Here is a 12,497-nt window from a genome sequence, read left to right on the forward strand (position 1 = left end):
CTGCCGAAAACTGCGTAACTCTTTGTTTACCAAGGAGTTTTCCGTTTCGACTGCGCCGGAAGTGGGGCGAATTATAGACACCTGGAATCTGCCGTCAAGCATTGATTTAGGTTTTCTATCGACATGTGCAAAAACACTGCTTATATATAGACGCGCCTGCAAGGAATGCGCAGTATATTGCCCAACACAAATAGAAACGCCCTGATTCCTATATTTCGGACGATGCCACGTAATGAATGACCAGCCTCGCAGCCTAGCCTCTACCCTGTTCTCGGTTGGGCTGCTGCTCATAGCCATGGCATCGATCCAGTCCGGAGCCTCCCTGGCCAAAAGCATGTTCTCCGTTGTCGGTCCTCAGGGGACGACAACATTACGACTGATTTTTGCCAGTGTGATCATGATGCTGATACTGCGTCCATGGCGGGCAAAATTCACTGCAAAGTCCCTGCGCACTGTCATCGTCTACGGAATGGCGCTGGGCGGCATGAACTTCCTCTTCTATATGTCGTTGCAAACCGTCCCGCTGGGCATCGCGGTGGCGCTTGAATTCACCGGCCCACTGGCGGTGGCGATCTACGCCTCGCGTCGCGCGATCGACTTTTTGTGGATTGCCCTGGCTGCCGCAGGCTTACTGTTACTGATACCGACGGGAGAAACGACCACCGGCATCGATCTTGTAGGCGCCGGTTATGCCTTGGGCGCAGGGGTCTGCTGGGCGCTGTACATTTTGTTCGGTCAAAAAGCCGGGGCCGACAATGGCGTGCAAACCGCCGCGCTGGGGGTAATGATCGCTGCGCTCTTCGTAGCCCCCATCGGTATTGTCCATGCAGGCTCAGCTCTGCTGAGCCCGTCATTGATCCCTATAGCCCTTGGCGTCGCCATCCTGTCCACAGCCCTCCCCTACACCCTGGAGATGGTCGCGCTGACCCGCATGCCGGCCAGAACCTTCGGCACACTGATGAGTATCGAGCCAGCCTTCGGCGCGCTATCTGGCTTGCTGTTCCTTCATGAATACCTCTCGCTGTCACAATGGATGGCAATCATGTGCATCATTCTGGCATCCGTCGGTGCCACCATGACCATGAGCACTAGCACCAGACCAGCCGTAGCGGCGGATTGAAAGCAGATATGAAACGGCTCTGGTATTTGCCGCTCAATTAGGCCATGTTTAGCCCCGCACCCCAGTGTCATGACATGGACCATTTCAGATAGGGATATCGGTACGCGTCAAGCGAAAGTGAAAGCGGCCAAACCCGGGCACAAGATCCGGGGACGCTATAAGGACAGTAATGAAACGATTTTTGATGCTGATCGCCGTACTTGCAATTGCGGGCTGCGCAGCGACTTCGGAAACACAGATCAAGCACGGTAAGAAAGGGCTGCACATCAACTGTTCCGGACTGTCTTCGTCCTGGGACAAGTGCTACGCCAGCGCCGCCAATTCCTGCGCCCCCAAGGGATACAAGGTCATTGCCAAGTCGGGAGATGCAGTGGAAGAGCCCGGCGATTACCCGTTTGGCCTCAATCCTGCGGGCTATACCAGCCGCAGCATGATTGTCATCTGCAAATAGGCAGGGCCGTCGGGTCAGGTTCTCGGGCTTGCGATCTGACGGCCAATTTCCTCGTAGCTGGAGTTCAGCACTGTGCGCTGGATATCCGGACTAGCCAGCATGCGCGCTACGACCAGCGCGCCAATACATTGCGACAGAATCGCCCACGCCAGGCTGTCGCTTTGCAGAATACCCGCCCAACTTTCCTGAAGCCGACAAATCCAGTGCTCTGCCTGTTGACGGACAGTCAGGTCGGAACGGGCAATTTCCGCCCCCAATGCCGGCAATGCACAACCGGTTTCCGGATTCTCGACGTGAGACATACTCAGGTACTGCTTCAAGCAGCGTTCCAGCTTGTCACGGTCCTTTCCCTCCCCCAGTCGCGTCAGGCTTTGCCCCAACTCACGCTCGACAATGCTGGCGAACAACTCGTCTTTCGACGAGAAATGGCTATAGAAGGCGCCGCCACTCAAGCCAATCGCTTTCATCAGGCCGTCCACGCCCACCGTTGAAAATCCGGACTTCTTGGCCGATACCGCACTGCTTTCCAGCAGCCTTTGCCTGGTTTCCAGCTTGTGACTGGCCGAATAACGCATTGCCTTTCTCCCTAGCTTGCTCGCCTTGACGTCTGTCGAATCATAGCATAACGTTCGTTTAGTTAACGATCGTTTACCAAAAGGAATCTACCCATGAATAACAAGAAGGTCGTTCTTATCGTCGGTGCAGGTGATGCCACGGGTGGCGCCATTGCCAAGCGTTTTGCCCGGGAAGGTTTTGTCACCTGCGTTACCCGCCGCAGTGCGGACAAGCTCCAGCCATTGGTGGATGCCATAAAGGCCGATGGTGGCGAGGCCCACGGTTTCGCCTGCGACGCCCGCAAGGAAGACGACGTGGTCGCACTGGTCGAGCAGATAGAAAGCGAGATCGGCCCTATCGAGGCATTCGTGTTCAACATCGGCGCGAACGTGCCGTGCAGCATTCTCGAAGAAACCGCCCGCAAGTATTTCAAGATCTGGGAAATGGCCTGTTTTTCCGGCTTTCTCAATGCGCGTGAAGTGGCCAAACGCATGGCCAAGCGCCAGCGGGGCACGATCCTGTTCACCGGCGCCACTGCAGGCCTGCGTGGCGCAGCCGGCTTCGCCGCATTTGCCGGTGCCAAGCACGGCATTCGTGCGCTGGCGCAAAGCATGGCCCGAGAGCTCGGCCCCATGAACATTCACGTTGCCCATGTCGTCGTCGACGGCGCCATCGATACCGATTTCATCCGCGACAGCTTCCCCGAGAAATACGCAACCAAGGATCAGGACGGCATCCTTAACCCCGAACACATTGCCGAGAATTACTGGTACCTGCACAGCCAGCCCCGCGACGCCTGGACTTTCGAACTGGACCTGCGTCCCTGGAGCGAACGCTGGTAATTCCCCCCACACACAACAATAAGACGAGCGCCTTGAACATGAGCAAAACCGTGGAGTTCTACTTCGACCTCGGCAGCCCCGCCACCTATCTGGCCTACACCCAGCTACCGAAGATCTGCGCGCAAACCGACACCCGGTTGATCTACATTCCGCTCTTGTTGGGCGGAGTGTTCAAAGCCACCGGTAACGCCTCTCCGGCGACTGTCCCGGCCAAAGGCCGCTACATGTTTGAGGATCTGGACCGCTACGCCAAACGCTATGGCGTGCCTCTGAAATTCAATCCCCACTTCCCGATCAACACCTTGATGCTCATGCGCGCCGTAACAGGCATGCAGTTGCGCCACCCTGAACGCTTTGCAGCTTTCATCGATTGCCTGTTCAAGGCCATATGGGTCGAGGGTCGCAGCCTGGATGAACCGGCAACCGTCGCGGCAGTGCTCAGCGAAAACGCTTTCGATCCGCAAGAGGTGCTGGCCCTGACCGCCGATGAAGAAGTAAAAGCCCTGCTCAAGGACAACACCGAAAAAGCCGTACAGCGAGGCGTATTCGGAGCCCCAAGCATGTTTGTCGACAATCAGCTGTACTTCGGCCAGGATCGACTGGACTTCGTGCTCGAAGCCTTGAGCTGAATCTCGACCACCAAGCCGCCCCTTTGCCGCTTTATGGCTCAGGCGCTGGATAAAGCGCCTGAGCTGCACATAAACAAATAGCTACGCCGGAACCAATAAAAGCTCCCGATCAGATAGCCGCCGTGCGGGTATTGAGCCACTCCAGCGCGGCACCTTCGACCAACGGACTCAAGCGCTCGCGCACTTCGGCGTGGTAGGCGTTAAACCACTGCTTTTCCTCGTCCGACAGCAGCGAGGTTTCCAGGCAGCGCGTATCGATCGGGCACAGGGTCAGCGTTTCGAACTTGAGGAACTCGCCGAATTCGCTTTTGCCTGCCTCACGGTTCATCGCCAGGTTTTCGATACGCACACCCCAACGACCCGGACGATAGGTGCCCGGTTCAATGGAGGTGATCATGCCGGGTTGCATCGCGGTTTGCGGGGCAGGCGCGGCCTGATAAGCAATGACTTGCGGACCTTCGTGGACGTTCAGGAAGTAACCGACGCCATGACCGGTGCCGTGACCGTAGTCGACACTTTCCGCCCAGATGGGCGCACGGGCGATGGCATCGAGCAGCGGCGACAGAATGCCTTTCGGGAACTGCGCGCGGGACAAGGCAATCACACCCTTGAGCACGCGGGTGCAATCGCGTTTTTGCTCATCGGTCGGTGTGCCCACCGCAACCATGCGCGTGATGTCGGTGGTGCCGCCCAGGTACTGGCCGCCGGAGTCGATCAGCAGCAGGCCGTCCCCTTCGATCACCGCGTGTTCTTCTTCGGTGGCATGGTAGTGCGGCATCGCGCCATTGGCGTTGAACGCGGCAATGGTGTTGAAACTCAGAGACACATAATCCGGACGACGTTCACGGGCCGCGGTGAGTTTTTCGTCGATGGTCAGTTCGGTGATGCGCTCGCGCCCCAGCGCCGAATCCAGCCAGGCAAAGAATTCGCACAGTGCTGCGCCGTCCTGTTCCATGGCCTGACGGATGTGTTCGGCATCGGCCAGGCTTTTTTGCGATTTGGCCAGGGTGGTCGGGTTCAGGCCTTCGATCAGGTTCACCCCGCTGTCGAGGTTGTCCAGCAAGCCCGCCGTGACCCGCGCCGGATCGACTTGCAGGCTCGCGCCGCTCGGTACGGCACGCAGTGCAGTAGCGACTTCGCTGTAATCGCGCAAGGTCACTCCGTCCCGTTCGAGGATGGCGCGCAGTTCGGCGCTGACTTTGCTCAAGGCGACAAACAGCGTGGCCTGTTGTTGATTGATCAAGGCGAAAGAAACAAACACCGGGTTGAACGACACGTCGCCGCCACGCAGGTTGAACAGCCAGGCGATATCATCGAGGGTGGCGATAAAATGCCAGTCGGCACCCCGCGCCTGCAGGGTTTCACGCAGTTTGGCGAGTTTTTCGCCACGGCTGACGGTCGCCTGTGGTGGCAAGTGCTGATAGATCGGTTCGTTCGGCAGGCCGGGGCGGTCGCTCCAGACGCCGCTCAGCAGGTCGATGTCGGTGCGCAGGCGAGCGCCACGCTCTTCCAGTTTACCGCCCAGGGTCCGTGCCGAAGCCACGGCCATGACCGCGCCATCGACCGCGACAACGCCACCCTCGGGGGTTTGCTCGGCCAGCCATTCCAGTGGTCCGGGTTGACCCGGTTGCAGCTTGACCAGGTCAATGCCGCTGCCGTTGAGCTCCTTGGTCGCCTGCTCCCAATAACGGCTGTCGGCCCAGACGCCGGCAAAATCCGGGGTCACGATCAGGGTGCCGACCGAACCATGGAAACCCGACAACCACTGGCGCCCCTGCCAGTAACCCGGCAGGTATTCGGACAGGTGCGGGTCGGCCGACGGCACCAGCAAGGCGTGAATGCCCTCCCGGCTCATCAGTTCGCGGGTTTGCGCCAGGCGCTGGGGCACCGATCCATTGATCGAAAGCTGCGTATTCATCGTGTCTCCTGCTAACCACTTCATCATTATTGTTGAGTGCCGATCAATGTCGGCGCTTCGTCGCCCTATTGCCAGAATGCCGGAGCACTGGCGCAGGCTGCCTTGATCAGTTGAACCGCCTGGTCGATGTCCTGCTCGGTGGTGAAACGCCCGAGGCTCAAGCGGATGGTGCGACCGGCCGAGCGGGCATCGTGCCCCAGGGCCAGCAGTACATGGGATGGGGTATTGCTCGCGGAATTGCAGGCCGAGGTCGCGGAAAACGCGATCGAAGCCAGCAACGCCGCCGGGTTGAACTCCCCTTCGTCGAAGGTCAGGCTCAGGGTATGGGGAATGCGCCGGGTCGGGCTGCCGTTGAGACGCACGCCGGGAACGCTCTGCAATTGCTCGAGCAAGCGCTCACGCAAACGCATGATGGTGGCTTTCTCTTCATCGAACGCAGCCGCCGCCAGTGCAAAGGCCGCGCCCATGGCCGCGATCTGATGGGTCGCCAGTGTGCCGGAGCGCAAACCGCCCTCATGCCCGCCGCCATGGATCTGCGCCTGCAAACGCTGTTGTGCACGCGGACCGACGTACAACGCGCCGATGCCCTTGGGGCCGTAGAGCTTGTGCGCGGAAAACGACATCAGGTCCACCGGCCACAGTGCGAGGTCGATCGCCACTTTGCCCGCGCCCTGTGCGGCGTCGACATGGAACAACGCCCCGCGATCACGCACGATCTGACCGATGGCGGGAATGTTGTTGAGGGTGCCCAGTTCGTTGTTGACCAGCATCAGCGACACCAGGAAGGTGTCTTCGCGCATGGCTTCGCTGACTGCTTGCGCCGTGATCAGGCCCTCGGCGTCCGGCGCCAGATAAGTCACGGCTACACCGGCATCCTCCAGTTGCCTGGCGGTATCGAGAATGGCCTTGTGTTCGATCTGGCTGGTGATGATATGGCCCCCGCCAATGCGGCGGGCCTGGGCCACGCCTTTGAGCGCGAGGTTGTTGGATTCGGTGGCGCCGGAGGTCCAGACGATCTGCCCGGGTGTCGCGCCGACCAGTTCGGCGACCTGGCGTCGCGCCTGTTCGACTGATTGCCGGGCCTGCTGGCCGAAGACGTGGGAACTGGAAGCAGGGTTGCCGAAATTGCCGGTAAAGCCCAGACACTCGATCATCACCTTGATGACCCGCTCATCCACCGGCGTGGTGGCGGCGTAATCGAAATACAACGGACGTTTATTCATAAAAGACTCGCAGAGCGTGTTCCGGGATCAGGAAGCTCGTGACTGCAAACGGCAAAGCGCAGCCTTGTGAGCTGCGCGCGGTTTTCAGAACGTTACCAATACCTGATCGGATGCCGTTAAAGAAGAATTACTTCATTTAAAAGTGCGTAGGAACGCTCCTGAAAAGTCAGCTTAACAGGCATCGGGCAACCGGTTGAAGCAATGCATCAGCTAAAGCTTTCGAGTATCAGCGGATACAGCGAACCCACAAGCAGCGCGGCCATGCCCCAATTGAACAGGCGCAGCCAGCGGCGATCCTTCAGAACATTGCGCAACAGCGTGCCGCAAGCGGCCCAGACACCCACGCTCGGCAGGTTGATGATCGCAAAGACGGCCGCGATCACGATCACATTCGTGAAGTACCCCTGCATCGGCGTGTAAGTGCTGATAGCGCCGATGGCCATGATCCAGGCCTTGGGATTGACCCACTGGAACGCGGCGGCCCCCAGATAGCTGATCGGTTTCGCCTCGCCCTGCTGGCTTTCCGACATTGGCCCGGAATGGGCGATTTTCCACGCCAGATACAGCAAATACGCCGCCCCCACATAACGCAGCACGGTGTAGAGCAAAGGGTAGGTCTGGAACACCGCGCCAAGGCCAAAGCCGACCGCCACCACCAGTACGAAGAAGCCACAAGTGATGCCGAGCATGTGCGGAATCGTGCGGTTGAAGCCGAAGTTCACCCCGGAGGCCAGCAACATGGTGTTGTTCGGGCCGGGCGTGATCGAGGTGACGAGGGCAAACAGGGCGAAGCCCAGCAGCAGGTCGAGTGAGAGCGTCATGGGTGGCAGTCCGTCAGGGTCGGTCAGGTGTTGACCCTATCGCACACCTTCGGCGAAACCCATGGACAGTTACGCGAAACTTGGAGCAGTACAGTTTCGCCTCAGCTCGGACGACCGTGAAGCTGTACAGATCGCCCGACGTTCATTTCACCCTGGTTGTCGAAACCGAACGACTTTTGCGGCTGACCGAGCAGCTCGGCTTTTTTCGCGTGGTACTCGTCGAAGGACAGTCCGCGGCGGTTCAGCGCTTCCAGCGCCAGTTCCTTGCTTTCTTCCGCCGTGTAAGGCCGAAGCTCAGGGGAAACATGGCTGGCACATCCGGCGAGTACGGAGACGGCGAGCATCAGCAAAGTGGCGATCATCGGTTTCATTTCTGGCGTCCTGGCAACTGGGTTCGAGGCAATGAACACAGGCTACCCGCGCCTCCCGGGCAGCAGAAATCAACGCTTTCAATAGTGGCTATCAAGAAATGGCGATCATTGCCCTTGTCAGCGCCAGCCCACCAGGCTGCAGTGCAATGCATTGTCGTGGCTGCGCTCCAGGCTGTGCAGGACCTGGAACGAGCCGAAGGTCACGGCCTTCGCCTGATGGGCGCGGATCAACTGCCAGAAATCCTCTTCGCCGTTTTCAAAGGACCGGAACGCAGCCTCCCCAGCTTCGCGGGTTTGCCATTGCAGATAATTGAGTACCCGCCGGCCATCATCGCTGGCCTGGATGCTGGCACTGAGAAAGCCGCGGTGCTGCCGGGCCAGATGTTCGGTCTGTGCCGACAATGCCAATACCAGCGCGGGTTGTTGATGCGGTTCGATCTGGAACTCGATCAGTTGGGTAAAGCTGCGATTCTTCTCTGAGGCTTGCATGAAATGTCCCCCACTCACATGTAAGGCGAATCTTGCGATCCGAAGGTGTGCAGGGTAAAACCTCAGGTTAACTAGAGGTCAAGAGGCAATTTTTAAATGATCACCCCGGAAAACCTGCACAAGGAACTTACCGTCGGCCAAGTCGCGGCGCGCAGCGGTGTGGCGGTCACGGCGCTGCACTTCTATGAGTCCAGGGGGCTGATCAAGAGCAACCGCAATCAGGGCAACCAGCGCCGCTATCCCAGGGAAGTGCTGCGACGGGTGGCCTTGATCAAGGTTGCCCAGCGCCTGGGAATTCCTTTGGCGGAGATCGGCGAAGCCCTCAAGTCGCTGCCCGACAACCGGGCGCCGACGGCGGCGGACTGGAAAATGCTGTCGGCGCAATGGAGCCGGGAACTGGATGAGCGCATCAACCAACTGACCCTGCTGCGCGATCGCCTCAACGGCTGCATTGGTTGTGGTTGCCTGTCGATGGAGGCTTGTCCATTGCGCAACGCAGGCGATGTGCTGGGAGCGCGCGGGCCGGGAGCGCACTGGTTGGAGCCAACTTGATGGCACTTGAATGGCGCTGCTGCTCGTCGGGCACTCGGTGAGGCAAAAGAGGCTGGCCTATATTTATTCGGTCGTACAACGGCACAGGTACTTTCCATTCACAAAACAACAACAGGGAGATCCATCATGAGCGTCAAACCCATTCCAGAGGGGTATCACAGCGTCACCCCCTATCTGGGCATCAACAAAGCCGCCGAAGCCATCGCTTTCTACAAAAAAGCCTTCGGCGCCATTGAAATCATGCGCCTGGACATGCCCGATGGCGGTGTCGGCCACGCGGAACTACGCATTGGCGATTGCCCGATCATGCTGGGCACACCATGCGATCAAGGACCGCTGAGCAACCCGGACAATTCGCCGTCCGTGGGTCTGCATTTGTACGTGACGGATGTCGACAAGTCCTACAAACAGGCGATCGATGCCGGCGCAACCGTTGTATCGGAGGTTAAGGATCAGTTTTACGGCGACCGTTCAGGGACCTTGAAGGATCCCTACGGGCACCTGTGGTTCCTGGCCACGCACAAGGAAGACCTGACCCAGGAACAGATCGAACAACGGGCCAAGGAGATGTTTGCCCAGGGTTGATATCTTTGGTGCTGGAGCGGGCCTCTTCGCGAGCAGGCTCGCTCCCACAAGGGTCCCGTCTTCAGCAGCACCGCCGACATGCCAATCACTTGCGCAAGCAAGCCCGCCCGCGACCTGTCGACAATGAGAAACATTTTCTTTCATTTCCCCTTTCGGGATTTCCCCTGCTCATCCGTCCTACTTAGATGCAGTCCTTTCGCGTAGGCAAAAGCCACGACCGGACCTTCTGGGCGCTCATCCCTGCGAAGCCCGCAGCCGAGCTGCCCCTCATCCAGGCAAGACCTCCAACATGTCAAAGAAGTCCCGTTCAAAAATCTGGTTTCTGGTCCATAGCTGGCTGGCATTGCCGATCTGGTTTTTCGTGCTGATCGTCTGTGTAACCGGAACCCTGGCCGTCATCAGTCAGGAGATCGTCTGGCTGGCCAACCCGCCAATGCGCGCCAGCCAGCCCTCGGACGACGCCCCGCTACTCAGTTATCAGCAGGTCATCGAGGCCATCAACAAGGCCGAACCGCAGACCGTGGTGCAGAGCATCAGCCGCCCCGACGAGTCGCATTTCGCCCTGGATGTCGAAGTCAGCTACCCCGACGGGCGCTCGGTGGTGATTTATGTCAATCCGTACAGCGGCGTGATCCAGGGTGTCGCGCCGGAGTTCAACTTCCGCGCCTTCACCCGGGCGCTGCACGGCTGGTGGCTGGTGCCGTTCACCAACGGTTACAGCTGGGGCTGGTACCTGGTGTCGTTTCTCGGCTTGCCGCTACTGGCGTCGCTGGTCACGGGGCTGGTGGTCTACAAACGCTTCTGGAAAGGCTTTTTTCGGCCAACCCTGCGTATTCGCCACGGCGCGCGGATTTTCTGGGGCGACTTTCACCGCTTGAGCGGCATCTGGTCGATCTGGTTCATCGCGGTGATTTCCATCACCGGCACCTGGTTCCTGATCCAGGCATTGCTGTTCGATAACCAGATTTCCATTTCCACGGAAAAGATCATCCCGGCGATGTCCCGCGAAGCGGTGCCGCTGTCAGCCGATGGCTCGCCCCCGCCGCGTATCGACCTCGACCGCGCAATTGAAATCGCCACGCAGAAAATCTCCGGGCTGGAGGCCAGCTTTGTCAGCTTGCCGGGCAATGCCTACAGCCACCTGGATGTCGGCGGACGCGGTTGGTATCCGTTGATGTTCCAGACCGCCACGATCAACCCGTACAACGGCGAAATCGCCGCCTCGCGCCTGATCTCGGACCGTTCGACCCTGGAGTTCGTCACCGAGTCCATGCGCCCGCTGCACACCGGCGATTTCGGTGGCCTGTGGATCAAGCTGATCTGGGCGTTCTTCGGCCTGTTGCTGAGCATGATGGTGCTCAGCGGTCTGCTGATCTGGACCAAACGCACGGCACTGGCCACGGCCAATGCCTTCAAGCGCAGCAACAAAAAACAGCGTAGCAGCGCGGCGCAACCGGTCACGAACAACGAACCGTCGGAGGCCCACCTGTGAGCAAAGTCACTGCGGTCTCGCAACCCTCGCGCCTGCACGTGTTCTGGCACAAATGGCGCTTTCACCTGAACGTCCTGTTACTGCTGATTCCCCTGGGTTTCATGCCCAAGTACTTCGCCGACGAGGCATTGATGCGCGGCGACAGTGGCCTTGGCGAACGGGAGGTCGGCGAAGTCCGGGTCGGTCCCTGGAGCCTGCGCCTGGCGGAATTGCGCAACGCCGCGCCCATGCTCGACGGCCCGGCCGGTTACATGAAAGGTTTCAACGCCGCGTTGTGCGAGGCCTGTATCGGCCAGGTCAAGGCCACTTACCTGCGTATCGGCAAGCCCCGCAGCCTGCGCGCCGCCGGGGTGATTTTCTTCGGCACCCCGTACCGCATGGGCGCCTCGCTGCCCGTCCCGGAAAAGACCACGGCCGACGCCGAACTGTGGATCACCATGGAAGGCTGGGACGGCGCCATGCATCAGGCATCCATTCCTTTGAGCCAGGCCTCCCCCGCCACTATCGCCTGGCTGAACAAACAAGGAGGCAAACCATGATCACCCCTCTTCGCCCGCTCAACGCCGTGTTGCTGGTGCTCTGCGCCGGCTTCAGCGCCGCCGCCCTGGCCCACAATCCGATGTGCGAATGCAAGGCCATCGACGCGGAGCAGATCAAGTGCACCGGCGGTTTTTCCGACGGCAGCGGCGCTCCTGGCGTGACCCTCGATGTGATCGGCTACGACGAAACCATCCTGGTGCCGGGCAAGCTCGGGCCTGATTCGACCCTGACCTTCAAGAAGCCCGGCGCCGAGTTCTATGTGCTGTTCGATGCCGGCCCCGGTCACGTCGTGGAAATCGACCAAGCGGACATCGAGGCACCATGAGCACTCCAACGACCCAAGTCGTGCGCCCGGCCGGGGCCGGTCACGAAACCCTCTATGTTCTGCTGCTGTGCCTGACGATCCTGGCGGTGGCCGGCTCGGTGGTGCTCTGGCGCGGTGAATCCCATGAGGTGAGCAGCGTCAGCAGCCATCAACTGGATGCGCGCCGTGACCTCAGTGCATCCGAGCAAGGTATCTACGCCGATTTGCGGGTGACGCTGGACGAGATCCATTTGCTGCGCCAGGAACAGCAAGCGCTGCCGACACCCGAGTTGCTGGCCGAGGAAGGGTTTGCCCCGTTTGCCCGGGACGCCAGCTCCGTCAGCCGGGGTGGCCATGCCTGGCAAATGCTCGACGCCAAGGCCTATTTCGGCCAGAGCCAGAAGCCGACGGTCGCCGGTTCGTTTCTGCTGCGCCTGAGCGCAACCGCCGACGCTGCACCGGACATCTGGCTCAACCGCACCAGCACGCTCACGGCACCGGCCGACCTCAGCGACGTCGCGCTCGAAAGCGCCGGCTGGCAGCAGGTCATCGCGCAATTCGATGCCGGTGTGACCCGCCAGCACCGGCACTGAACCCTCACCTTT

The 12,497-nt window shown here is 59.9% G+C and carries 17 protein-coding genes; 11 read left to right on the forward strand and 6 right to left on the reverse strand.

Going from position 1 to position 12,497, the window contains the following annotated elements; genetic code table 11:
* The 3 genes from AC1RDQ_RS24510 to AC1RDQ_RS24520 form a co-directional block, all read left to right on the forward strand.
* Nucleotides 1-205 (forward strand): hypothetical protein (locus AC1RDQ_RS24510; protein ID WP_492588356.1); only part of this gene is annotated, 205 nt, incomplete at its 5' end.
* Nucleotides 206-232: 27 nt separating this feature from the next.
* Nucleotides 233-1,120 carry a threonine/homoserine exporter RhtA gene (gene rhtA, locus AC1RDQ_RS24515; RefSeq protein ID WP_057713888.1) on the forward strand — a complete coding sequence of 296 codons (888 nt, stop codon included), beginning with the start codon at nucleotides 233-235 and terminating at the stop codon, nucleotides 1,118-1,120.
* 169 nt (nucleotides 1,121-1,289) lie between these two features.
* A complete protein-coding gene (locus AC1RDQ_RS24520) occupies nucleotides 1,290-1,571 on the forward strand; it encodes a hypothetical protein (protein WP_057713887.1) in 282 nt (93 codons plus the stop codon).
* Between the two features lie 14 nt (nucleotides 1,572-1,585).
* On the opposite strand, the gene AC1RDQ_RS24525 is transcribed toward AC1RDQ_RS24520, so the two are convergent.
* Nucleotides 1,586-2,146 carry a TetR/AcrR family transcriptional regulator gene (locus tag AC1RDQ_RS24525; protein ID WP_090456989.1) on the reverse strand — a complete coding sequence of 187 codons (561 nt, stop codon included), beginning with the start codon at nucleotides 2,144-2,146 and terminating at the stop codon, nucleotides 1,586-1,588.
* Nucleotides 2,147-2,239: 93 nt separating this feature from the next.
* Between AC1RDQ_RS24525 and AC1RDQ_RS24530 the strand changes: the two genes are divergently transcribed.
* Together AC1RDQ_RS24530 and AC1RDQ_RS24535 are read left to right on the forward strand one after the other, a co-directional pair.
* On the forward strand, nucleotides 2,240-2,968 hold the full coding sequence (locus AC1RDQ_RS24530; protein ID WP_057713885.1) for an SDR family oxidoreductase: 729 nt from the start codon (nucleotides 2,240-2,242) through the stop codon (nucleotides 2,966-2,968).
* A gap of 38 nt (nucleotides 2,969-3,006) precedes the next feature.
* A complete protein-coding gene (locus AC1RDQ_RS24535) occupies nucleotides 3,007-3,597 on the forward strand; it encodes a 2-hydroxychromene-2-carboxylate isomerase (RefSeq protein WP_057713884.1) in 591 nt (196 codons plus the stop codon).
* A 109-nt stretch (nucleotides 3,598-3,706) separates the two neighbouring features.
* On the opposite strand, the gene AC1RDQ_RS24540 is transcribed toward AC1RDQ_RS24535, so the two are convergent.
* The 5 genes from AC1RDQ_RS24540 to AC1RDQ_RS24560 form a co-directional block, all read right to left on the reverse strand.
* Nucleotides 3,707-5,515 carry an aminopeptidase P family protein gene (locus tag AC1RDQ_RS24540; RefSeq protein ID WP_150812334.1) on the reverse strand — a complete coding sequence of 603 codons (1,809 nt, stop codon included), beginning with the start codon at nucleotides 5,513-5,515 and terminating at the stop codon, nucleotides 3,707-3,709.
* 65 nt (nucleotides 5,516-5,580) lie between these two features.
* Nucleotides 5,581-6,738, reverse strand: a complete 1,158-nt coding sequence (locus AC1RDQ_RS24545) for a cysteine desulfurase family protein (RefSeq protein WP_492588358.1) — start codon at nucleotides 6,736-6,738, stop codon at nucleotides 5,581-5,583.
* A 206-nt stretch (nucleotides 6,739-6,944) separates the two neighbouring features.
* On the reverse strand, nucleotides 6,945-7,559 hold the full coding sequence (locus AC1RDQ_RS24550) for a LysE family translocator (protein WP_057713881.1): 615 nt from the start codon (nucleotides 7,557-7,559) through the stop codon (nucleotides 6,945-6,947).
* Between the two features lie 101 nt (nucleotides 7,560-7,660).
* Nucleotides 7,661-7,930: a hypothetical protein gene (locus AC1RDQ_RS24555; protein WP_057713880.1), complete on the reverse strand. Its 270-nt coding sequence runs from the start codon at nucleotides 7,928-7,930 to the stop codon at nucleotides 7,661-7,663.
* Between the two features lie 117 nt (nucleotides 7,931-8,047).
* Nucleotides 8,048-8,419, reverse strand: a complete 372-nt coding sequence (locus AC1RDQ_RS24560) for an antibiotic biosynthesis monooxygenase (protein ID WP_223532720.1) — start codon at nucleotides 8,417-8,419, stop codon at nucleotides 8,048-8,050.
* Nucleotides 8,420-8,515: 96 nt separating this feature from the next.
* Between AC1RDQ_RS24560 and soxR the strand changes: the two genes are divergently transcribed.
* The 6 genes from soxR (at nucleotide 8,516) to AC1RDQ_RS24590 (ending at nucleotide 12,485) form a co-directional block, all read left to right on the forward strand.
* Nucleotides 8,516-8,971, forward strand: coding sequence for a redox-sensitive transcriptional activator SoxR (gene soxR / locus AC1RDQ_RS24565; RefSeq protein WP_492588359.1), 456 nt, complete (start codon nucleotides 8,516-8,518; stop codon nucleotides 8,969-8,971).
* Between the two features lie 126 nt (nucleotides 8,972-9,097).
* On the forward strand, nucleotides 9,098-9,556 hold the full coding sequence (locus AC1RDQ_RS24570) for a VOC family protein (RefSeq protein WP_057713877.1): 459 nt from the start codon (nucleotides 9,098-9,100) through the stop codon (nucleotides 9,554-9,556).
* Nucleotides 9,557-9,845: 289 nt separating this feature from the next.
* A complete protein-coding gene (locus AC1RDQ_RS24575) occupies nucleotides 9,846-11,048 on the forward strand; it encodes a PepSY-associated TM helix domain-containing protein (protein WP_492588360.1) in 1,203 nt (400 codons plus the stop codon).
* Nucleotides 11,045-11,587, forward strand: coding sequence for a PA2404 family protein (locus AC1RDQ_RS24580; RefSeq protein WP_090457000.1), 543 nt, complete (start codon nucleotides 11,045-11,047; stop codon nucleotides 11,585-11,587). Before AC1RDQ_RS24575 ends, AC1RDQ_RS24580 begins: the two co-directional genes overlap by 4 nt.
* Complete coding sequence (locus AC1RDQ_RS24585; RefSeq protein WP_057713874.1) at nucleotides 11,584-11,913, forward strand: hypothetical protein; 330 nt, start codon at nucleotides 11,584-11,586, stop codon at nucleotides 11,911-11,913. The genes AC1RDQ_RS24580 and AC1RDQ_RS24585 overlap by 4 nt, the downstream gene beginning before the upstream one ends.
* A complete protein-coding gene (locus tag AC1RDQ_RS24590; RefSeq protein WP_154860212.1) occupies nucleotides 11,910-12,485 on the forward strand; it encodes a DUF6162 family protein in 576 nt (191 codons plus the stop codon). The genes AC1RDQ_RS24585 and AC1RDQ_RS24590 overlap by 4 nt, the downstream gene beginning before the upstream one ends.
* The last annotated feature ends 12 nt before the right edge of the window (nucleotides 12,486-12,497 follow it).

This window comes from Pseudomonas sp. GW823-FHT02E01 (assembly GCF_058797535.1).

What these genes read in the sequence shown, in the direction of transcription:
- rhtA (WP_057713888.1), top strand. Translation starts at nt 233, where the DNA reads ATGAATGACCAGCCTCGCAGCCTAGCCTCTACCCTGTTCTCGGTTGGG.
- AC1RDQ_RS24520 (WP_057713887.1), top strand. Translation starts at nt 1,290, where the DNA reads ATGAAACGATTTTTGATGCTGATCGCCGTACTTGCAATTGCGGGCTGC.
- AC1RDQ_RS24525 (WP_090456989.1), bottom strand. Translation starts at nt 2,146, where the DNA reads ATGCGTTATTCGGCCAGTCACAAGCTGGAAACCAGGCAAAGGCTGCTG.
- AC1RDQ_RS24530 (WP_057713885.1), top strand. Translation starts at nt 2,240, where the DNA reads ATGAATAACAAGAAGGTCGTTCTTATCGTCGGTGCAGGTGATGCCACG.
- AC1RDQ_RS24535 (WP_057713884.1), top strand. Translation starts at nt 3,007, where the DNA reads ATGAGCAAAACCGTGGAGTTCTACTTCGACCTCGGCAGCCCCGCCACC.
- AC1RDQ_RS24540 (WP_150812334.1), bottom strand. Translation starts at nt 5,515, where the DNA reads ATGAATACGCAGCTTTCGATCAATGGATCGGTGCCCCAGCGCCTGGCG.
- AC1RDQ_RS24545 (WP_492588358.1), bottom strand. Translation starts at nt 6,738, where the DNA reads ATGAATAAACGTCCGTTGTATTTCGATTACGCCGCCACCACGCCGGTG.
- AC1RDQ_RS24550 (WP_057713881.1), bottom strand. Translation starts at nt 7,559, where the DNA reads ATGACGCTCTCACTCGACCTGCTGCTGGGCTTCGCCCTGTTTGCCCTC.
- AC1RDQ_RS24555 (WP_057713880.1), bottom strand. Translation starts at nt 7,930, where the DNA reads ATGAAACCGATGATCGCCACTTTGCTGATGCTCGCCGTCTCCGTACTC.
- AC1RDQ_RS24560 (WP_223532720.1), bottom strand. Translation starts at nt 8,419, where the DNA reads ATGCAAGCCTCAGAGAAGAATCGCAGCTTTACCCAACTGATCGAGTTC.
- soxR (WP_492588359.1), top strand. Translation starts at nt 8,516, where the DNA reads ATGATCACCCCGGAAAACCTGCACAAGGAACTTACCGTCGGCCAAGTC.
- AC1RDQ_RS24570 (WP_057713877.1), top strand. Translation starts at nt 9,098, where the DNA reads ATGAGCGTCAAACCCATTCCAGAGGGGTATCACAGCGTCACCCCCTAT.
- AC1RDQ_RS24575 (WP_492588360.1), top strand. Translation starts at nt 9,846, where the DNA reads ATGTCAAAGAAGTCCCGTTCAAAAATCTGGTTTCTGGTCCATAGCTGG.
- AC1RDQ_RS24585 (WP_057713874.1), top strand. Translation starts at nt 11,584, where the DNA reads ATGATCACCCCTCTTCGCCCGCTCAACGCCGTGTTGCTGGTGCTCTGC.
- AC1RDQ_RS24590 (WP_154860212.1), top strand. Translation starts at nt 11,910, where the DNA reads ATGAGCACTCCAACGACCCAAGTCGTGCGCCCGGCCGGGGCCGGTCAC.